Source organism: Streptomyces pluripotens (assembly GCF_000802245.2).
GTDB classification, from domain to species: domain Bacteria; phylum Actinomycetota; class Actinomycetes; order Streptomycetales; family Streptomycetaceae; genus Streptomyces; species Streptomyces pluripotens.
Map to the genome: position 1 here is coordinate 6,419,125 of NZ_CP021080.1, position 20,119 is coordinate 6,439,243.

Below are 20,119 nucleotides of genomic sequence, written 5' to 3' on the forward strand. Positions count from 1 at the left end.
TGGGCCGGAGCACGGGGCTGCCCATCCGGAGGGTCAACAGGCGGGCACGTCCGCCAGCCAGGCCGGACCTTTGAGGTAGATGTTGGTGATCCACGAGCCGTCGGTCAGCTTGGACCAGGCGTCGTTGGTGTAGCCGTCGGCGGTGACTTGCTGCGCATGCTTCTGGCAGACCACGTTGACCGTCGTCGGCTGCGCAAAGTAGTCCACGACGGCCGCGTTGACGTAGGGCTGGCTGTGCGTACGCACCCCGGTGCCCCAGGTCTGGTGCGCCTTGCTGCCCCCGCTGGGCGGCGCCGGGCTGCTGCCGCCGCAGTCCGGGACGCCGGGCAGCCAGGCCGGACCTTTGAGGTAGATGTTGGTGATCCACGAGCCGTCGGTCAGCTTGGACCAGGCGTCGTTGGTGTAGCCGTCGGCGGTCACCGTCTCAGCGTGCTGCTGGCACTGCACCGACACCTGCGTGGGACCGGGGAAGGTGTCCACGACCGACCCCCGCACACTCGGCGAGGAGTGCGTGCGCACACCGGTGCCCCAGGTCTCGAAGACGGTACCGCCGTTCGCGGGCGGGGGAGTCGGCGCCCCCGACGGGTTGATGCGGACGGCGCCCGCGTAGTCCCCGCCGGTGCGCACGGGAGTGACCCGGATGTGGGTGCCGGACTCGTACGCCTCGACCATCTGTCCGGCGCCCAGGTACATGGCGACGTGATGGACGTGGCCGTTGCCCCAGAACATCAGGTCGCCGGGGAGCAGAGGGCCCGTGCCCTGGCCGGCCGAGAAGCGGGCAGCGGCGTGTGAGGTGTGGAACTGGTCGTTGGCGGTGCCGTTGAGTAGATCCTTGCCCGTGGCCCGGTAGTAGGCGTAGCGCATCAGACCCGAGCAGTCGAAGCCGAGGCGCTCGTCGTCATGCAGGCTGTCCGGATCGGACCCGTCGTAGTACCCGTAGGTGGCGCCGGGCGTGGCGCCGTGTCCGCCACCCCACGTGTACCAGACGCCGACCTGGGAACAGGCCGCCCGCACGGCGGCCTCGGCGGTGGCCGAGGCACCGGAGGCGAGGACACCGCAATTCGCCCCCGCCGAAGCGACCTCGGAGGAGTGGGCGGTGGAGTCCGCCACCGTGGGCACGGAGGCGTCCGCCCGCGCAGGTGCGAGCGTGGCCGGGGCCGCGGCGGCCCCGGTGGTGCCAGCGAGACAGGCGGTGAGGGCCGCCGCGAGGGGGGTAGCGAGGGACCGGGCGAGGAGCCCGCCGGAGGTTCTGGTCTTCAAGGAGCCCATCCTTCGTTCGTCGACTGTCCGTCACCGGGTCGACGGGTGACGGCAGACAGGGGGAAGCACGCCGCGGCAACGCGCGCCGCCGTGGCGCGAGCCGGTGCCGTGCCCCGCCCCGCAGGGGCGCGGTACCGGGGTCTAGACGGCGGTGAGCGCGGCCCGCATCTTGGCCAGCGCCCGCATCCGGTTGCGCTGCACGGTGCCGCGATGGGCACCTAGGCGCTCGCCGGCCGAGTCGTGGCTGAGGCCCTCCAGGTCCACCAGGATCACTGCCGCCGCTTCCTTCGGGGAGAGCGTGCCGAGCAATGCCAGAACGGCGGCGTTCGCCTCGTAACGGCCCAGCCCACCGTCCCAGCCGATCTCCGGCAGACGGTCCGTGGCGTGTTCCCGCCGTGCGGGGTGCTGCCAGGTGTCGCGGAGCAGGTTGAGCGCCACGGCGCAGGTGTAGGCGTACGGGTGCCGCTGGTGGGCGAGAGAGCGGGCACGTGCCCGGCCGGACAGACGCAGATACGTCTCCTGCAACAGGTCGTCGGCATCGTGCGGGTTGCCGGTGAGCGCCAACAGCCGTTTGCGTAGTCGCGGCATTCCGGCGGTGAAGAGAGCGTCGAACTCCCCAGGCCCGAGGGAACCGTCCTCGTGCGGTGCTGGCGTGCGGTCGTCGCTGTTGGTGTCCATGTGTGTCCCCCGTTCGCTGGTCGCGGTGTGACTGCGGGGCCCCCGGTGCCTGGGCGAGGCGCTCCCGCTGGCCGGGCCGCAAGCGTCCGTGGACCCCAGGTCGCACGGTCGTCGAGGCCCGTGGTCGTGTGGTGGGTGGGTTGGGCCGGTGGTCGTCGGGTCGGTGGTCATGTGGTGGGTCAGGCGGCCTGGCGACCGTGGGCCAGTAGCCGCGTGGTCCGTCAGTCCGGTGGCCGCGCGCGCTGGTCCGGCCCGCGGTTTTCGGGCGGCTGCTGTGCCGGGGCAATTTTCGTGCGGAGTGCGGGCGGCGGTGCCGCCCACGCTCGGAACGTCTCTCACCCGGCCCGGTGCGGGTGCGCCGCCGAGTCGTACCGTGCGGCACCGGGACCCGGCGTCGCAGTGCTCAGTACCGGTCGACGGATGACCAGCAGCGCCGCCCTGTGACGCTCGAAGCACCGCTGGTGCAAGCCAGCCGGCCGGTATCCCTCCACCACCAGGAACCGGTTGCCGGCCAACGCCGGGCGCTGCGCCCGCAACAGGCGCCGCAGAGTACCGGACCTGAAGGCGGCGTGGGCCCCAGTGCCGCCGGCCTGCCGCGGCTCGGTCCGCGGCCCGGGCGTCCGACGCAGGTCGCTCAGCCGTTCACCGCGCTCGGCGACCTGGGCGACCCGCGAACCGGAGAGTGGGATGGTGTCCGTCACGGAACAGAGCCTGCCGCGAGCCCCTGCAAATGCACTGCACGTTCTCTGCAGGCATCTGCGGGCAGTGGAGCAGGCGATCTGCAGGGTCTGCCCGGCCCGGGCCACCCGGTGCCGCCGGGCCGTCCCCGCTCCGCGGCGAGGTGACCCCGGGGCTGCCCCTTGCCTGCCCGGGGACGCCGATCCCCCGGGCCACCGTCTCGCTGGTGTCCCGGGAACCACGGGCTCTCGCTCCGCTGTCCGCAGGGTTCGTGCCCGTGGTGCGGCCCAAGCCCGTGGGCCAGCCTGTGCCGGCGGACTGGCCCACGGGACGGATCGCGCCCTGTGGGCGGTGACTCAACCAGGGCCGGCAGTACGCTCCCAGGCCTCCCGGCAGCCCAGCGACCGGAACACCCCGTGCGCTTCGTCGCGAGCCGCTCGGGCTGCCGACTCCTCGCCGTGCGCCGCCCACAGCGCAGCCAGATCCCACTGCGTCCGCGCCCGCCACAGCGGAAGCCGCAACTCCTCCCAGATCGCGAACGCCCGCTCCAGAGGCTCGCGGGCGCCGTCGGTGTCGCCGGTCGCCAGGTGCGCCTCGCCCAGTGTGCGCAGCACCAGCGCTTCCCCGAACCTGTCCCGCCGGTCGCGGGCCACCGCCAGGCAGTGCCCGAGCCGTTCCACCGCCCGTCCCGTACGGCCGGTGCGCAGCTCGACCTTGGCCAGCGACTGCTCGGTGTACATCATGCCGAAGGTGTCGTGCAGCTCGGTGAAGATCCGCAGCGCTTGTCTCAACAGCCTCTCGGCGGCGGTGTGCTCGCCCTCCGCGCGATGGCACAGGGCGAGCGAACGCAGGGTCAGGCCCGTGCCCTGCCGGTCGGCGTTCGTACGGTACAGCTCCAGGGCCTCGGTGAGTGCCTGCCGTGCCTCGGTGTCCTCGCCCCGCTCGCGGTGCACGTACCCGATGCCGTACAGCACCCGTGCCCGGGCGTCCGGGCCGTCCAGGCGACGGTACCTCTTCAGCGCGCCGTGCAGCAGCTTCAACGCCTCGCCATAACGTGCCTGTTCCCGCCGAACCGTGCCCATCCCGGCCAGGGCAAGGGCCGCGCCGTGCGGCACGTCACCCCGCACCTCGAACAGCCGTAGGGCGTCGGCGAAGTAGCCGTACGAGGCCTCGAAGTCGTCCTGTTCGTACCGCAGCTGACCAAGTCCGGACAGCAGCCAGGCCTCGCCCTCCGTATCGCCGCCGCGGCGCACGGCCTCCATGGCCGCCGTGTGGGACCGGGACCAAGCCTCGAACTGGTTGTAGAGAGCGACCGATCCGGCCATCAGCGCGCCGGCCAGGTCCCGGGCCGCGCGGGGGAGTTCGTGGTCGGCGCAGTACACGGCGGCGGTGAGCAACCCGGCCTGCTCGGCGGCGAACCAGGCCGCGGGCCGCCGCAACAGTGACGCCTCGGTCGCCCCGTCCAGGGCGCGCACGGCGGCCGGTTCGGGGAAGTGACGGGCTGCGCCGCCGGGCCCGCGCGCCGCAGCTTTTCGCGCCAGGTCCAGCCAGCACTCCACCAGCCGCAGTACGGCTGCTGCCCGCTCTTCCTCGCCATCCTCCAGGAGGCAGCGCTCCCGGGCGTGCTCGCGGGCCAGATCGTGAATGCGGTAGCGGGTCCGGCCGGTCTCGTCGACCCCTACGACATCGATGAAGTGGCAGTCCACCAGCCGCTCCACGGCCTCCTCAGCCTCCTCGGTTCCGATGTCCAGCAGCGGTGCGGCGATCCAGGACGCGAAGTCGGGCAGGCCCAGCAGCGCCAGCCGGCGCAGTGCCCGCCGCTCGGGGAGATCCAGGTCGGTGTACCCGAGCTCCAGAGTGGTACGCAACTCCAGGTCACCCGCGCTGAGTTCACTCAACCGACGTCGTTCGTCACGGAGCCGGCAGGCGAGCCGGCCCGGAGCCCAGTGCGGCCGGGCTGCCAGCCGTGCCCCGGCGATGCGCACCGCGAGCGGCAGCCGCCCGCACAGCGTGACGATCTCCACGGCCCGTTCGGGCTCCGCGTCCGTGCGTTCCGCACCGGCCACCCGCCGCAATAGTTCCAGCGCGTCCTGCTCCCCGGGTACGGCCAGGTCCAGATGGGCCGCCCCCTCCAGTGCCACCAGCCGGCGGTGGCTCGTGATCAGTACGGCCGAGCCGGGGCCGGTCGGCAGCAGAGGCCGCACGTGGGCCTCGCCGGCCGCATTGTCGAGGATGAGCAGCATCCGCCGGTGCCCGACATGGGTGCGATAGAGGCCGATCAGCTCCTCCGGGCTGTCGGGCAGACCGCCTGGGTCGGCGCCCATGACCCGCAGCAGTCGCGTGAGCGCGTCGGCCGGCTGCAACGGGGTGGTGTCCGCGGCCCGCAGGTCTATGAACAGCCTGCCGTCCGGGAAGAGTGCGGCGGTGCGATGGCCGACGTGGACGGCGAGCGCGGTCTTGCCCGTGCCCGGACGGCCGGAGATCACGCCGATCGGTGGGGCCGTCCGCCCGGTGCTCCCGGCCCCCTCCAGCAACCGGGTCGCCCAGGTGATCTCTGCCCCGCGACCCACGAAGTCGGCGATGTCCGGTGGCAGGTGGGAGGGAGCGGGTGTGGAGGCGGTGAAGGACGAGGCGACTGCGGCGGGCGCGGCGCTGGGGCGGGTGGGGGCGGGCCTGGCTTCGGCCCTGCGGTCGCCGGCCGTGGGCGGAGGCACGGGGGAGGACGGCCCGGGCGGGGATGGCGCGGAGTGCCACCGCCGGACGGTGGCCGTGCCGAGCACACGGGTGTCGCTGGTGAGCACCGCCTGATGCAGCGCGCGCAGTCCGGGACTGGGGTCAACCCCGAGTTCCTCGCGCAGACGCCTGCGGCCCTCCTGATAGGTGCGCAACGCGTCGGGGGCCCGGCCGGTACGGAACAGCGCGGTCATGAGCTGGCCGCGTGGCCGTTCACGCAGCGGATGGGCCGCGACGTGTGCGAGCAACGCAGCGATCGTTTCGTCCTCGCGCCCCAGCTCCAGCCGCAACCCGAACGACTCCTCTTGGGCCACCAGCCGGAGCTCCGCCAGTCGGGCGGACTCGATCCGCGCGAACGTCTGGTCGAGGCCTTCCAGGGCTTCCCGCCCCCGCCACAGCCCCAGTGCCTCGTCGAGTCCGTCCACCGCCTCCTGGGGGCGTCCTGCCCCGGCCGCGGCACGGCCTGCCGCGAGGACCTCCTCGAACCGGCGAGCGTCCACCTGGGCCGAGCCGAGGTCCGCGAGGTAACCAGGGGGACGCGTCCGGATGACCCCCACCGCACCGATCCGGGCCAGCGCCCGCCGCACGGCGGAGACGTGGGAGGCGACCAGCGCGCCAGCCGTTGCCGGCGCCTGCTCGTCCCATACGTAGTCCACGAGCCGCTCTGTGGACAGCACCTCCCCGAGGTGCACGACCAGGGCGGCGAGGACGGCGAGGGGCTTCGATCCGCCGAGCGGTGCCCGCCGCCCGCTCTCGCACGCCTCGACCGGACCGAGCAGACGTACCTCGAACATCGAACCCCGATCGCCGCGCCCGTCCGCCCTCGCGGACAGCTGACAACGATATCTGTGTCCCGGTTCCGGACATGCCGACAGCCGGGCCGCCCTGACGGAAACCCGACCCTTGCGGCTCGGGGTCCGCAACCGCTTCCGGGCGCGCATTGACCGCTGCCCGGGCGTCGGTCACCCGGTATCCCGCCTCCCTCGGCGGTTGTCCGAATCCGGCCGGTCGGCGCAGAGCCACCCGTACGGAAGACGGCCCCGCGGCGGCGTTCGTATGACCACGGGCGGCCATCGGCCGGGACATCCGTCCTACACCCGGCCGCCGGGGAATCCGGCCGCCGGATGTCATACGGATGGGCTTGCGGATCCGTCAACGGTACGCAGCCACCGAGCCGTTGTGGGATCGGTAACCGGCCTTGGCGGCCAAGGTCTTGCCCGGGAGGCGGGGTTCGGGGCCGCGCGCGGCCCGTTGCCAACGTTCTGCAGTCAGCCAGTCAGCCAGTCAGCCAGTCAGCCAGTCAGTCAGTCAGTCAGTCAGCCAGTCAGTCAGTTCCTCTATCGCCCCTGTCGCCCTCGGGTCACCTCGGTTGGACCCCCGGTCCTTCCCCACCAACCCCGCTCAGCGGTTGCCGCTTGGGACCCAGCCTATTCCCCCGTCCATGGCCCGCCCCTGCCCCCACCGATGCCCCGGCCCCTGCCCTCACCGATGCCCCGGCCGACAGGTCGGGGACCGGGACCAGCACTCAGGAGTCTTCCAATGAATCGCACCGCCGTCCTCCGCGGTACGGCCGCGCGCACGGCCGTCGTCGTCGCGGCGACGGCCCTCGTCCTGACCAGTTGTGCCCGGGATGACGGATCTGGTACGCCGGCCGTACCCACCGCGCGGTCCCACGCACGTGCCCTCACCCCCACAGAGGACCTGCGGATCACCGACGCCGAACAACGTCTGATCCGGCGGTGCATGGCACGGCACGGCTTTCGCTACTGGGAGGACCGGACGCTCACCGCGCGGGAGAGCCGACCCCTTGGTTACGTCCAGGACGATCTCGCCTGGGCCCGCGTCCACGGCTACGGCAGCCGCATTCGGGCGAAGGAGGACCGAGCGCGCCTGCACAACCCCAACATCGCCTACCGCGCCGCCCTCCCGGCCACCCGTAAGGCGGCCTACGACACCGCGATGGACGGCGGGCACGACGCCGAACCGCTGCGCACCAGGACGCCTGGCGGGGGTACGGTCGCCAAACGGTCCGGCGGTTGCACCGGCGCGGCCGAGGAGACGCTCTACGGCGACCCTGCGACCTGGTTCCGGCTGGACACGACCGCGAGCAACCTGCGCCCACTGTACGTCGGCAGACTGCTGAAGGACCGGCGGTTCACCGCGGCCGTGGACGCCTGGTCACGGTGCATGGCACGGGCCGGCCACCCCTATCCGGACCCGCAGGCCGCCCGTCAGGCGACCCGTGACCACCCGGCCGAGCAGACCCAGGCCGAGGAAGCGAGGTCCTACGCCGCAGAGACACGCATCGCGGTCGCCGACGCCACCTGCGCCCGCAGCGTCCTCCTCGGTCCCATCGGCCGGGAGCGCGAGGCGTACTACCTGAACAGGCTCCCCCGGGCGTACGTCGCCACTCTCGACGCCTACCGGCAGCTCAGACTGACGGCCCTGCGCCGGGCCGAACACATCACTCCCGCCCGTGCCTGACGTCCCCCGACGGGCCCCGGCTGCTTGCCGCCCCACCGACTCCGCGCCGTCGCGTGCGGACACCACAACCGCCCTCAATCACCTCGGAAAGAGGAAGACAAGGAGCCATCATGCGCAAACTGGTCGTCTCTGTGGCCACCCTGGGCCTGGCAGCTCTCGGCATCGCCGTCCCGGCATCCGCCCACGCTGTCACCGGCTGCAACGCCAAGTGGCCGGGCTACGACGGCAACGTACGGGCCTGGCGGGACATCGACTGCCAGGGGGAACTCCTCGGCGTCACGCCCGGCAACGACTCCAACTGGAACGACGGCTACGGCCCCTTCCAGGGCTCCGACGCCAACGCCGCATCATCCGTGATGAACAGCGGCTACATCGGCGGCAAGGACGTCGTGGCCTTCTACTACCTCCCCAACTACGATGACTCGGCCTACGGCTGCCTCAAGCCGGGCGAGTTGTACGTGGACGACCTGACCCGCAACCATTTCACCAACGGCGCGAACATGAACGACAACATCATGTCCCATGCCTGGGTCACGGCCAGTGCCTGTGCCCCCGGCTCCTTCATCAGTTGAGAGTCCTCTCGCGGTAGACGAAAGTCCCTCGCCGGCCAGATGTGCCCACGGCCGTGGCCGGCGGGGGCCGTTCGCGGCACCGCACGGACCGCCGAGTTTCACACGGGTGCCACCAGAGGCTTCCCCGGCGTTTTCTGCTCCTGGAACACTCGCTCCGAGCAGATTCCGTCACCTGACGGCGTCGCAGTACGTCAGGACGAGAGGATCCTCATCCATGCCCGAAGTCAACCGGCGGCGTTTCCTTCAGATCGCCGGCGCCACCACGGCGTTCACGGCGTTGTCCGGCAGCATCCAGCGTGCGGCGGCCCTGCCCGCCCACCACCGCACCGGGTCGGTCCGGGACGTCGAACACATCGTCGTCCTCATGCAGGAGAACCGCTCCTTCGACCACTACTTCGGCTCACTCCGAGGAGTCCGGGGCTTCGGCGACCCGCGTTCCGTGACGCAGAACGGTAGGTCGGTCTGGAAGCAGTCCGACGGGCTGAAGGACGTCCTTCCCTTCCACCCGGACGCCGACGACTTGGGCCTGGCCTTCATCCAGGACCTGCCGCACGGCTGGAACGACGGACACCTCGCGTTCAACCGCGGCAGGTACGACAAGTGGGTGCCCGCCAAATCTGCGACGACGATGGCGTACCTGAACCGCCACGACATCCCGTTCCACTATGCGCTCGCGGACGCATTCACCATCTGTGACGCCTACCACTGCTCACTCATAGGCTCCACCGATCCCAACCGCTACTACATGTGGACCGGTCACACCGGCAACGACGGCACGGGCGGGGGTCCGGTCCTCGGCAACGACGAGGCGGGCTACGGCTGGACGACCTATCCGGAGCGCTTGGAGCAGGCCGGCATCTCCTGGAAGATCTACCAGGACGTCGGCAACGGCCTAGACGCGGACGGCAGCTGGGGTTGGATCGCAGACGCCTACCGCGGCAACTACGGAGACAACTCCCTGCTCTACTTCGACCAGTACCGCAACGCCGAGCCCGGCGACCCGCTGTTCGACAAGGCCCGCACCGGAACCGATGTCCGCACGGGCGAGGGCTTCTTCGACCAACTCAGGGCGGACGTTAGCGCCGGCAACCTGCCACAGGTGTCCTGGATCGTCGCCCCCGAGGCCTTCACCGAGCATCCCAACTGGCCCGCCAACTACGGAGCCTGGTACATCTCCCAGGTCCTGGACGCGCTCACCGCCCACCCCGACGTGTGGGCGAAGACCGCGCTGTTCATCACCTACGACGAGAACGACGGCTTCTTCGACCACGTCGTCCCGCCCTTTCCGCCGGCCTCCGCCGCCCAGGGCAGGTCGACGGTGGATCCCTCGCTCGACCTGTTCGAGGGCGACCGCAGCCACGTCCCCGGCCCCTACGGGCTCGGCCAGCGCGTACCGATGCTGGTCGTCTCCCCGTGGAGCACGGGCGGTTACGTTTGTTCCGAGACCTTCGACCACACCTCGATCATCAGGTTCATCGAGCGCCGCTTCGGCGTGCACGAGCCGAACATCTCGCCCTGGCGGCGCGCCATCTGCGGCGACCTGACCAGTGCGTTCGACTTCTCCCGGCGGACCGCCGAGACGGTTGTGCTGCCGTCCACGGCCGGCTACCGGCCGCCGGACCGCAACCGCCACCCCGACTACGTGCCCAGCCCGCCCGCCAACCCCTCCCTGCCCCGGCAGGAATGCGGCAGCCGTCCCACCCGTCCTCTCAAGTACGCGCCATCGGTTGATGGTTCGGCCGAAACGACGACAGGGACGTACACGCTCACCTTCGCCTCGGGAGCGCGGGCGGGCGCAGCTTTCCTCGTCACCTCCAACACCCGCACCGATGGTCCCTGGAGCTACACCACAGAAGCCGGCCAGTCGGTCTCCGACACCTGGAACTCGGCCTACTCCGAGAGTTCCTACGACCTGGCGGTGTACGGCCCGAACGGATTTCTCCGGGTCTTCAAGGGGCGGAACCGGGACGCCGGACCGGAAGTCACCGCCCGGCACTCTGGCGACCGACTGAAGCTCACCTTCACGAACAACGGTTCCGGCACGGTGCGGCTGAAGGTCACGAACGGTTACGGTGGTCGACCTTTCGTGGTGAGTGTGCGGTCGGGTGCCACCGTGAAGCGCACCGTCCACCTCGCGGCGAGCAAGCACTGGTACGATCTCAAGATCACCAGTGAGGGAGACCCGGCGTTCCTGCGCGGCCTCGCCGGTCACGTCGAGAACGGACTGCCCGGTATCAGCGACCCGGCGATCGCCACGGAGTGAGTACACGGTGAGTGCCGCCCCGGGCGAACTGGTCAGGTACTGGTCAGGTCAAGGTAGTGTGCCCCGGTGACCACGCAATCGAACACACCTGCAGGCTGGTACCCGGATCCGCACGGGGCGGCTCAGACGCTCCGCTACTGGGACGGCGCGCAGTGGACCGAGCACACCAACCCAGCCCAGCAGCCCACCGGCCAGGTGCCGCAGCAGCAGGCCGCTCCCCAGCAGTCCGCCGATGCCAAGGTTCAGCGGCAGGTGCAGCAGCAGGCCGGTGTCGCGGCCGGCGGTACCGGCGGTGGGACTCTGTTCACCGAACCCGTCCTGGTCGTGAACCAGAAGGCCAAGCTGATCGAGGTGACCAACGAGTACAAGGTCATGGATCAGAACGGCCGCGAGATCGGTTCGGTCACCGAGGTCGGGCAGAGCGCGCTGAAGAAGATCCTGCGCTTCGTCTCCAGCTGGGACCAGTTCCTGACCCACAAACTGGAGATCCGCGACGCCCACGGTCAGCCGCAACTTTTGCTCACCCGGCCCGCGAAGATCTTCAAGTCCCGGGTGATCGTGACCCGCCCGGACGGATCGCTGGTCGGTGAGATCGTCCAGCAGAACATGATCGGGAAGATCAACTTTGCCATGAACGCGAACGGCCAACAGGTCGGCGCCATCAAGGCGGAGAACTGGCGCGCCTGGAACTTCGCGATCGTCGACCATGCGGACAACGAGGTCGCCCGGATCACCAAGACCTGGGAGGGCCTCGCCAAGACCCTGTTCACGACCGCGGACAACTACGTCCTGCAGGTGCACTACCAGCTGCCCGAGCCTCTGCTGAGCCTCGTGGTCGCGACGGCCCTGACGGTCGACACCGCTCTCAAGCAGGACTCGAGAGGCCTGGGCTGAGCCGTCGCGCGTACGCCGTGCAGCGCATCGCCTCCTGAACGGGGCGTGCGGCCATGGAGGAGTTGCATGCGGCACACCGCATGCAGTGTGGTCCTTACGGCATACGGCATACGGCATACGGCATACGGCATACGGCATACGGCATACGGCGGTCGGCGTGCCCAGTCGGGTAGTTGACCGCCGTCGTGTATGCGACCCCGTGTGCTGATGCGTACGTGATTTCCGGTCGCTCGACCACGCTCGGTCTGCGTCGACTGGCTATAGCGGACTGAGGTGTCCCGGCCCCGGCTGTTGCGGAACGTACACCGGTTCGACGGTGACCGTGCCTGGTTTCAGGGCCAGTACCACCGCAACCGGGTGTTCGACGTGCCCTCCCGATTCGTCGTGGGCATCGTGCTCGTCAGGTACATCAGGTACATCAGGTACATCAGGTACGTCGTGCACAGTGGGCGTAGGGCAGTGGTCGTCGGTGTCCTGCGGTCCGTGCGTGTTGGTCCGGATGGCGTGTCCGGGTCCGGGGGTGGCGCGTGTGAGCAGGACCACGCCCCGCGAAGCCAGTCCCGCCCCGGCCAGAGCCAGGAGCGCACCGGTACCGCCACCTCGCAGGCCTTGCCCGAGCAGGGTGATTCCGATCACCGCGGCGGCCACCGGGTTGGTGAGGGTGACCACGGCCAGTGGGGCCCCGAGGCCGCCGCGGTAGGCCGTCTGTGACAACAGCAGCCCGCCGGCGGCGAACGCGGCGACGAGTGTGGCGACCACGATCACCTCAGTGTTCAGGGCCGGGTCGGAGCGGTCCGTGGCGGCCACGGTCACCGTCTGGGTGAGCGCGGAGGCGACACCGGAGGCGAAACCCGATGCAGTCGCGTGCCTCAGGCCCGGCCGCGCGCCGGGTCGGGACAGCGTGCCGATTGCCGCAGCGGTCGTACCGGCAACCGCCAGTGCCTCGGGGAGTGACAACACCCGGGAGGGGGCCGGCCCCGCGGCCGTGACCAGTACGGCGGAGAGGCCCAGCAGCGTCAGCGCCGTACCACGCCACTCCGTGCTGCTCACGCGCCGTCCGGCTGCCCGCGCTCCCAGTGGTACGGCCGCGACCAGGGTGAGCGCGCCCAGTGGCTGGACGACGGTCAGCGGTCCGTACTTGAGGGCGACGACGTGCAACAGAGCGGCTGCCGCGTTCAGGCCGACCGCCGCCCACCAGGCGCCGGTGTTCAACAGTCGCAGGGGGCCGGTGCCCGAGGCGCGGGAGGCGAGACGCTCCTGGGTGACTGCGGCCAGCGCGTAGGCGACGGCCGAGACCAGGGAGAGGCTCAGGGCGACCAGCACTGCGGCGCTCATCGGCCCGCTCCTGCCAGGGCAGGCCGTTCCGGCGTGGGCTGCTCCGTGCCGCATGCCTCCGTGCGGTGAATCGTGGTGCCGTGAGTCTTCGTGTCGGACTGGTCCTCGGCGGCGGTCCGCGTCGGCGGGTGGATGACCGCGAGGGCTGTGGCGAGCATGGCCGCCGCGACCATGGCGTCGGCCCAGTAGTGGTTCGCCGTACCGACGATCACCAGCAGGGTGATCAGTGGGTGCAACAGCCACAGCGGGCGCCATCTGGACCGAGTGGCTGTGATCAGGCCTATCGCCACCATCAGTGCCCAGCCGAAGTGCAGTGACGGCATTGCTGCGAATTGGTTGGACAGGTGGTCGCTGGACGGTGGGCCGTACACGGAGGGGCCGTAGACCCTGGCAGTGTCGACGAGGCCCGTCCCGGGCAGCATCCGGGGCGGGGCCAGCGGGAAGACGAAGGGCAGTACCAGTGCGGCTGCAGTGACCACCGCCAGGATCCGGCGGGCCCACACGTAATGTGCGGGCCGTCTGAGGTACAGCCAGATCAGGAAGGCCAGCGTGGCCGGGAAGTGGACGGCCGCGTAGTAGGTGTTCGCCAGGTGGACGAGTGTGTTCCCGTGCAGCAGTGCGGACTGCACGGAGGTCTCGTGCGGTAGGTGCGCCGTTCGTTCGACGTCCCATATGCGGTGGGCGTTGTGGAAGGCGTCCCCGGTGTGGCCGGTGGCCAGTTGCCGTCCGAGCTTGTAGACGAGGAAGAGCCCTGCGACGAGCAGGAACTCGCGCAGGAGCGGTGGGCGCGCTGTGGCCGCCGGTTCCGTTTCTGCCTCTGCAGGCTCGGTTCGGGCGTTCATCCCCCGGCCCCTTCGCTGACGGTGGTGCGTGTGGTCGTGTGTCTGGCGGTGCGCGTGTGTGGTGGCGGTCGTGTCACTGCGGGCGAGCCCAAGGCCGAGGACCGGAACTCATCGATACGCTTCCGTACCGATACGCCAGTGTACCGATACGCTTGAGTACCGGTACACTGGCGTATCGGTTGATGTGCGACACACTGGGGACAGGGTCGCCGCCGGGCCGGGTCATACTTCAGGTCGTCATGGGGAGAGCGACTGGCCGCACGCCAGGGAAACCGGCCGCACACGAGTGAAGGAAGGCTGCACATGACGTCGCAGGCCGCGGATGGACCGGAGACGGTCGCCGCTTCGCGCCGCTCCAAGATCACGCCTGAGCGTGAGCGGGAGTTCTTCGACGCCGTGCTGGAACAGATCCGCGAGTGCGGCTACGACTCGGTCACGATGGAGGGCGTCGCTGCCAGCACCCGGTGCAGCAAGTCGACGCTGTACCGGCAGTGGAAGACCAAACCCCAGTTCGTGGCGGCCGCGCTGCGCGCCAACCGGCGGGTTCGTTTCGCCGGCATCGACACCGGATCGCTCGCCGAGGACCTGCGCCAGGCGGCGCGTGCCGCGGGTGACTGGTCCGGTAAGGACACCAGGCTGCTGCAGGCGCTGGGGCACGCGGTGACCGCTGACCAGGACCTGGCCCGGGCCCTGCGCGAGGCCCTGGTGTATCCGGAGATCGCCGCGTTGCAGGAGATGCTCGACCGGGGGGTGGCAAGGGGCGAGGTTCCTGCTGGTCACCTTGCGCTGGAGTACGTGCCCGCCATGATGTTCGGTGTTCTGCGCGTCCGGCCCGTGCTCACCGGCCAGTACGCGGACGGTGACTACCTCGTCCGGTTCGTGGAGGCCGTCGTGCTTCCCGCGCTCGGACTCACCTGAGACCCAGGCCGCCGTTCACGGGATGACTGAACGGCGACCTGCCCGCGCCGCACCGTGGGGACGGGGGCGGCGCGCACCTCCCGGCCGGGTGGGGCTCCTCTTGAGCGGAGGGGCGCCCCGCCCGGCCGGCCTTGTGGCTCCCCGACCGTCCGGTCAGATGCTCTGGCCGTTCCCGCCGCCGGAGGACAGCCTGATCCCCTTGAGGGTCTGGTCGATGACCGACACGTTCTGTCCGACGTCCACACCGAAGCGCACCACCACGATCCGTTTGGCGTCGTTGGGTGAGGGGAACGCGACCGACTCGACGTAGCCGTCGGAGCCCTTGCTGGTAACGGCCTTCCAGCGCACCAGGTAGCCCTTCTGCCCCGCCACGGTCACCGCCTCGGACGCGAGCAGCTCGTGCGAGGTGATGCTGCCGTAGGTGGTGCCGCCGTACGACTGCTTGGCGTTGGCCGCGATGTCCGCCTTGGCGGCCTTCTCGGCCGTGTCGGCGTCGATCCCCAGCACCCGTGCGGGAGCCGTGTAGAAACCGCCTGCGGTGCACGTCTGGGCCGAGTTGCCCGGGCACTTGTAGGAGTCGTCGGAGGTCACCTCCGCGCCGACGCTGATCGGCTGACCCGTCCACCCCTTGGGCACCGGCAGACTGAGGCCGTTGACGGTGTCCTGTACCCTGCCACCGCCCTCGACCCTGGGCGCCTCGGACGGGTTCGGCGAGGGGCGGGCACTGCCGCCTGGGCCCCCGGAGCCGCCGCCGGGCCCACCGAACGGCCCGCGCCGACCGCCGTCCTGCCTGCTTCCCGGCCCCTGCTGTGCTCCGGCGCGATCGCCGTCGGCCCCATGGTGGTGGGCGAGGGCGTACACGCCGAATCCGATGCTGGCCAGTACGGTGGCCGCCACCACCACAGCTATCCCGGTGCGCAGGCGGCTGCGGGACCCGGCCGGTGGCTGGTCGGGATACGCGGGATACCCCGGGTGGGCGCCGTACCCTACGGGATCCGACGGTACGGGGCCGGTCGGCCGGGCCGGCTGCGGGCCGCCGGGCGGCGGCTGCATCGGGGGACCCCATGCGGCGGCCGTCCCTGCGGGGCGGGTCTGGTCGGTCCAGGCCGTGCCGTCCCACCAGCGCTCGGTGGGCGGACCGTCATTCGTCTGCCCGGGGTCGGGATACCACCCGGGAGGAGTCACCTGCGTCATGGTCCCACCGTATGAGGCGACCGTGAAAGCTGAATGAGAGGACCTACCACACATCGGGCGGACGGGAACATTTCTCAACCGGTCTTCTCCGTCACGCCACTCCTCCGTCGTCAGGTGTCTCGTCGGATCGCTCCCGCCCCCGCACCCACGGGTGGGCCGGACTTCTTGAGGGGTCCTCGCGAACGGTCCGGGGCGGAGCGCCGTTGACGCTGCGTCCGTTGCCCAACAGCTGGTGGGGCGGCCGGTGCGTCGCCCCGCCTATAGCGTCTTTCACCCGGCGGGGCAACAGGTGCTCCGACCGGCCACCACACAGGGCACCGGACGGCTAGGCTCGTGCTCTGTACGTCATTCGGGCGACCTGGGGAGGCAACGGGATGACGGAGAGACGGCCGCCGTCGGCCGGCTCGGCTCCCCTGTGGGAGCGGGACGCGGAGATCGCCACCGTCGCACAGACACTTGACGTGCTCTGTGCCGACCAGTCGTCCGCGGGCAGCGTGCTCGTCTTCCGCGGTGAGGCAGGGCTCGGCAAGACTGCTCTGCTGAGCGAGACCCGCCGCATCGCCGAACGCCGGGGCTGCACGGTCTGGTCCGCCCGCGGCGCGGAGACCCTGAGATCCGTCCCGTTCAACGTGGTGCGGCAGTTACTGCATCCCGTACTGTTGTCGATCCTGCCCGAGGAGGCCCGCGAGTACCTCGGCGACTGGTACGACATCGCGGGCCCCGCCCTCGGCATAGCCGACCCCCAGGAGGACAGGCCCGATCCGCAGTACGTCTGTGACGGACTCGTTGCGGCGGTGCGCCGGCTCTCCCGTCGGGAATGGCCCCTCGTCCTGCTCGTCGACGACGCGCACTGGGCCGACCAGGAATCCCTGCGTTGGCTCGCCGCGTTCGTCGAACGCCTGGAAGACCTGTCCGTCCTCGTCGTGGTCGGTCGCAGGCCGGGCGAGGTCAGTGGCAAGAGCGCCCGCCACCTGGAGGCGGTGGCCGCCGCCGCGGTCCACCCCGTCCGCAACCTGAGCGAGCTCACTCCGGACGCCACCGCAGAGTTCACCCGTGCCGCGCTCGGTCGGCAAGCCGACGACGCGTTCTGCCGCGAGGTCTGGGCCGTCACCGCCGGCAACCCCTACGAGACCGTCGAACTCCTCGCCAAGGTACGGGACAGTGAACTCCAACCGGTCGAGGCCCGGGCCGGAGAACTCCGCGCCCTCAACCGGGCCGCGCGTGGCGGCGGACTGGTCGACCGGCTCAAGGGCCTCGGCCTGGAGGCCACCCAGTTCGCCTGGGCGGCTGCCATTCTCGGTACCGGCATCACCGTCGACATGGTCGCCCGCCTGGCCACCATGGACGCCGACATCGCCCGCCACTGCGCTGATCTCCTGTGCAACGCCCGTATCCTCACCGAGACAGAGCGGCCGAATGGAACCGAACGCGAGCCGGGCGAGCTGGAGTTCGTCCACCCGTTGATCGCCTCCGACGTCTACAACTCCATTCCGGCGGGTGTGTGCACCGCCATGCACGGCGTCGCCGCCCAGATCATCACCGAGCTGAACCGCGGAGCCGCCGAGGCAGCACGGCACCTGCTGAAGGTGCATCCGGACGACGACGAAGAACTCGTGGAGCAGCTACGCGAGGCCGCCCGCGAGCACCTTGCCGTCGGTGCGCCCGACGCCGCTCGCCGCTGCCTGGAACGCGCTCTTGAGGAGCCACCCCGCCCCGAGGTCCACGCGCACGTCCTGTACGAGCTGGGGTGCGCCACGCTGTTGACCGCACCTGCTGTCACCATCGAACAACTGCAGAGCGCACTGAGCATGCCGGGGCTGGACGGGAACGACCGCGTCGACGCCGTCGTCCGGCTTTCCCAGGCCCTGCTGCACAACGACCAACTGGAGGAGGCCGTCCGCACGGTCGAGGCCGAGGCCGCCCGGCACGCCGCGGGCTCCCAGCGGATGCGGCTGCAGGCCTTCCAGTTCATGTGGGAGGGAATCCACAGCGAGACCGTCTCCCCGGCCCGCTCCCGGCGGCTCGCCGAACTCGCGGGCACCTGCACGGGCCGCGACAACGCCGAACGCGCCCTGCTGATCCTGCGCGGTTTCGACGCGATGGCGCACGGAGAGAGCGCATCGGAGGTACTCGAACTGTGCGACCGGGCCCTCGTCAACGGCCGCCTCGCGCCGGGCCTTGGCTGGACCGACCGGGAATGGGGCATCGAACTGCTGATGATGCTCGGCAGTGCCTACGCCTACGCCGACCAACTCGACCGCGCCGAAAGCCTCTTCTCCCAGGCCCTGCGCGTCTACACCAGTGCCGGCTGGCGCGGCGGCCACCTCTCCCTGGCCAATGCCTTCCTCGGTCTCGCCTACCGCAGACAGGGCCGGCTGAAGGACGCTGAAACCACGTTGCGCGACGCCCTGGCCCTCGCCGAACGCGTAGGCCGTGGTCTGCCGCTGTACTGGTCGGCCACGTGTGGGCTGGTCGACACCCTGCTGGCCCGCGGCCGAGTCGACGAGGCCTGGTCGATCGCCGGAAAGTACGGTTTCGCGCCGCCCTACCCGTCCACGATCGTGTTGCCCGACATCCGTTCCGTGCGCGGTCGGTTGCTGCTCGCAGTCGGTCGCACCGAGGAGGGCATCAACGAACTCGAAGCCGCCGAGAAGACGGCGACCTCGCGCGGCGGGCACAATCCCGTCCTGGCTCCCTGGTCCATTGACCTCGCCAAGGCCCTCGCCGTGTCGGACCCGGCCCGTGCCGCCCGGCTCGCGGCCGATGCCCGCCGGCAGGCCGAGCGGTTCGGTACGGACACGGCCATCGGCGAAGCCTTGCGCTGCGCCGCTGCACTGGAGACGGGCCGGCCGGCGGTCCAGCTCCTGGCCAGGGCCGTCACCTACCTGGAGGCGTCACCCTGTCAGTACGAGCATGCGGCGGCCCGGGTGGAGTACGGTATCGCCGCCGACTCGGTCGCAGAACTCAACCGGGGCCTGGACCTTGCGCGGGCCTGCGGGGCGGACGGGCTGGTGGCGCAGGCACGTCAGACGCTGGGGACGGGGCGGGCGCGGTAGTCGGGGCGCGTGCCGCGGCAAGCCCGAGTCGCCGGTCTTCCCGCCCGCCCCGCTGGACTCCCGGCCGGTGGTCATGTGCTGCGGCAGGCCCCGGCAACGTCGGCGAGCCGCTGGGCGCGGGCCGGACGATGGGCCGTCTGGTGCCGGCGGGCGCGGGTACGCCCCGTCAGGAAGCGGCCGGCGCGAACACCACCCACACCTGGCCGTCGGCGAAGTTCAGTGGGCCGCCGTCCGCCGCCCGGAACGTCGTGCCGTCCGTCGCGGCTGGTCGTGACCAGGTGGCGGCGAAGGACCGGCCGTCGCGCAGCACCTCCGCCTTCCCCGAGCCGACGGTCTCGGTGTACGGCGTGTGGTTGCCGAGCATGTCGTGGTAGGTGGACATGTGCATCTTCACGTACTGCACGACGACGGTCGTCGGTGCCAGCCGGGTGCCGTCCGTCGTCACCGACGGGGTGCCGTCCATGGCGACCAGCCAGCCGTTTCGATCGGCGGACCAGGTGAAGGTGAATCGGGCGGCGGGATAGCGGACGGTACGGGAGGTCGTGGGGGTGCCGCCGGCGGGCGCTGGACCGTAGCGGAACCCCGTCGTCAGCGCCTTCTCTCCGGGGGCGGCGGGCAGCAGCCGGGAGGGGTGCAGATAGAGGTTGTGTGGCGCGGCCCTGTCGGTGTCCCGGTAGAAGGCGTTTGGGGCCTTGTCAGGTGACTCGGCCCGCAGCGGTGCCCGGTCGATCAGGGGCAGCAGCTTGTGCTGGGCACCGGAGAAGGCGAGGGCGGGCCGGCTGAACTGACGGAGCAGGTCCAGGTCGGACTCGCGGGCGCTGCGTACCGGTCCCACGGTCTGCGGGAGCCGGGTCGCGTACACCGCCAGCAGGCGGCTCAGCCCGCCTTCCACCTGCTCGGCGTAGATCACGTCGGCCGCGTCGAGACCGGTCTGGGGGCGTGCTGCGGGCACGTTGTCGATCTTCACGGCGAGCGGTGAGCCGGGCGCTACGACAGTATGGCCGGGCGTCGGCGACACCGACGGAGCCTGGGATGCGCCCGGCGTCCGGGGGTGGTGCGGGGCGCGGTGGTCGTCGTGGCCCCTGCTGGTGCAGCCCGCGGTGAGGGAGGCCGTCAGTGTGGCCGCCAGCGCTGCCGCCGACAGTGCGGCGCGTCGCATGCGCACTCCGTGTCTCATATCCACTGTTGCCACCCGTCCATGTTGTCCGATTG

General features: G+C 70.8%; 14 protein-coding genes. 6 read left to right on the forward strand and 8 right to left on the reverse strand.

Annotated features, from left to right (window positions below):
• Positions 1-33: 33 nt before the first annotated feature.
• From LK06_RS28470 to LK06_RS28485, 4 genes are all read right to left on the reverse strand, one after another.
• Complete coding sequence (locus LK06_RS28470) at positions 34-1,119, reverse strand: C40 family peptidase (RefSeq protein WP_052270171.1); 1,086 nt, start codon at positions 1,117-1,119, stop codon at positions 34-36.
• Positions 1,120-1,401: 282 nt separating this feature from the next.
• Entirely contained in the window at positions 1,402-1,938 is a 537-nt protein-coding gene (locus LK06_RS28475) for an RNA polymerase sigma factor (protein WP_039655406.1), read from the reverse strand.
• Between the two features lie 335 nt (positions 1,939-2,273).
• Positions 2,274-2,639 (reverse strand): M15 family metallopeptidase domain-containing protein, encoded by a 366-nt coding sequence (locus tag LK06_RS28480; protein WP_052270169.1) that lies wholly within the window; start codon positions 2,637-2,639, stop codon positions 2,274-2,276.
• 333 nt (positions 2,640-2,972) lie between these two features.
• Complete coding sequence (locus LK06_RS28485) at positions 2,973-6,143, reverse strand: AfsR/SARP family transcriptional regulator (protein ID WP_039655407.1); 3,171 nt, start codon at positions 6,141-6,143, stop codon at positions 2,973-2,975.
• Positions 6,144-6,888: 745 nt separating this feature from the next.
• On the opposite strand from LK06_RS28485, the gene LK06_RS28490 reads away from it, so the two are divergent.
• The 4 genes from LK06_RS28490 (at position 6,889) to LK06_RS28505 (ending at position 11,562) form a co-directional block, all read left to right on the forward strand.
• Positions 6,889-7,833, forward strand: a complete 945-nt coding sequence (locus LK06_RS28490; protein ID WP_039655408.1) for a hypothetical protein — start codon at positions 6,889-6,891, stop codon at positions 7,831-7,833.
• Positions 7,834-7,943: 110 nt separating this feature from the next.
• Positions 7,944-8,405 (forward strand): hypothetical protein, encoded by a 462-nt coding sequence (locus LK06_RS28495; RefSeq protein WP_039655409.1) that lies wholly within the window; start codon positions 7,944-7,946, stop codon positions 8,403-8,405.
• A gap of 214 nt (positions 8,406-8,619) precedes the next feature.
• A complete protein-coding gene (locus tag LK06_RS28500) occupies positions 8,620-10,668 on the forward strand; it encodes a phosphocholine-specific phospholipase C (RefSeq protein ID WP_039655410.1) in 2,049 nt (682 codons plus the stop codon).
• 66 nt (positions 10,669-10,734) lie between these two features.
• Complete coding sequence (locus LK06_RS28505; protein WP_039655411.1) at positions 10,735-11,562, forward strand: LURP-one-related family protein; 828 nt, start codon at positions 10,735-10,737, stop codon at positions 11,560-11,562.
• A 258-nt stretch (positions 11,563-11,820) separates the two neighbouring features.
• Here LK06_RS28505 and LK06_RS28510 read toward each other — a convergent pair whose 3' ends face one another.
• Entirely contained in the window at positions 11,821-12,897 is a 1,077-nt protein-coding gene (locus LK06_RS28510) for a DMT family protein (RefSeq protein ID WP_043432478.1), read from the reverse strand.
• A complete protein-coding gene (locus tag LK06_RS28515; RefSeq protein WP_071659291.1) occupies positions 12,894-13,739 on the reverse strand; it encodes a phosphatase PAP2 family protein in 846 nt (281 codons plus the stop codon). Before LK06_RS28515 ends, LK06_RS28510 begins: the two co-directional genes overlap by 4 nt.
• Before the next feature lie 303 nt (positions 13,740-14,042).
• Here LK06_RS28515 and LK06_RS28520 point away from each other — a divergent pair, with 303 nt between their 5' ends.
• Entirely contained in the window at positions 14,043-14,657 is a 615-nt protein-coding gene (locus tag LK06_RS28520; protein ID WP_039655413.1) for a TetR/AcrR family transcriptional regulator, read from the forward strand.
• Positions 14,658-14,810: 153 nt separating this feature from the next.
• Here LK06_RS28520 and LK06_RS28525 read toward each other — a convergent pair whose 3' ends face one another.
• Entirely contained in the window at positions 14,811-15,851 is a 1,041-nt protein-coding gene (locus LK06_RS28525; RefSeq protein WP_039655414.1) for a DUF2510 domain-containing protein, read from the reverse strand.
• A 374-nt stretch (positions 15,852-16,225) separates the two neighbouring features.
• On the opposite strand from LK06_RS28525, the gene LK06_RS28530 reads away from it, so the two are divergent.
• The gene (locus tag LK06_RS28530; protein ID WP_043432480.1) at positions 16,226-18,907 is read left to right on the forward strand and encodes an ATP-binding protein; all 2,682 of its coding nucleotides are present in this window, start codon (positions 16,226-16,228) and stop codon (positions 18,905-18,907) included.
• A gap of 166 nt (positions 18,908-19,073) precedes the next feature.
• Here LK06_RS28530 and LK06_RS28535 read toward each other — a convergent pair whose 3' ends face one another.
• Positions 19,074-20,066 (reverse strand): DUF3048 domain-containing protein, encoded by a 993-nt coding sequence (locus LK06_RS28535; protein WP_234367531.1) that lies wholly within the window; start codon positions 20,064-20,066, stop codon positions 19,074-19,076.
• Between the last annotated feature and the right edge of the window lie 53 nt (positions 20,067-20,119).

What these genes read in the sequence shown, in the direction of transcription:
- LK06_RS28475 (WP_039655406.1), bottom strand. Translation starts at nt 1,938, where the DNA reads ATGGACACCAACAGCGACGACCGCACGCCAGCACCGCACGAGGACGGT.
- LK06_RS28485 (WP_039655407.1), bottom strand. Translation starts at nt 6,143, where the DNA reads ATGTTCGAGGTACGTCTGCTCGGTCCGGTCGAGGCGTGCGAGAGCGGG.
- LK06_RS28490 (WP_039655408.1), top strand. Translation starts at nt 6,889, where the DNA reads ATGAATCGCACCGCCGTCCTCCGCGGTACGGCCGCGCGCACGGCCGTC.
- LK06_RS28495 (WP_039655409.1), top strand. Translation starts at nt 7,944, where the DNA reads ATGCGCAAACTGGTCGTCTCTGTGGCCACCCTGGGCCTGGCAGCTCTC.
- LK06_RS28500 (WP_039655410.1), top strand. Translation starts at nt 8,620, where the DNA reads ATGCCCGAAGTCAACCGGCGGCGTTTCCTTCAGATCGCCGGCGCCACC.
- LK06_RS28510 (WP_043432478.1), bottom strand. Translation starts at nt 12,897, where the DNA reads ATGAGCGCCGCAGTGCTGGTCGCCCTGAGCCTCTCCCTGGTCTCGGCC.
- LK06_RS28515 (WP_071659291.1), bottom strand. Translation starts at nt 13,739, where the DNA reads ATGAACGCCCGAACCGAGCCTGCAGAGGCAGAAACGGAACCGGCGGCC.
- LK06_RS28520 (WP_039655413.1), top strand. Translation starts at nt 14,043, where the DNA reads ATGACGTCGCAGGCCGCGGATGGACCGGAGACGGTCGCCGCTTCGCGC.
- LK06_RS28525 (WP_039655414.1), bottom strand. Translation starts at nt 15,851, where the DNA reads ATGACGCAGGTGACTCCTCCCGGGTGGTATCCCGACCCCGGGCAGACG.
- LK06_RS28530 (WP_043432480.1), top strand. Translation starts at nt 16,226, where the DNA reads ATGACGGAGAGACGGCCGCCGTCGGCCGGCTCGGCTCCCCTGTGGGAG.
- LK06_RS28535 (WP_234367531.1), bottom strand. Translation starts at nt 20,066, where the DNA reads ATGCGACGCGCCGCACTGTCGGCGGCAGCGCTGGCGGCCACACTGACG.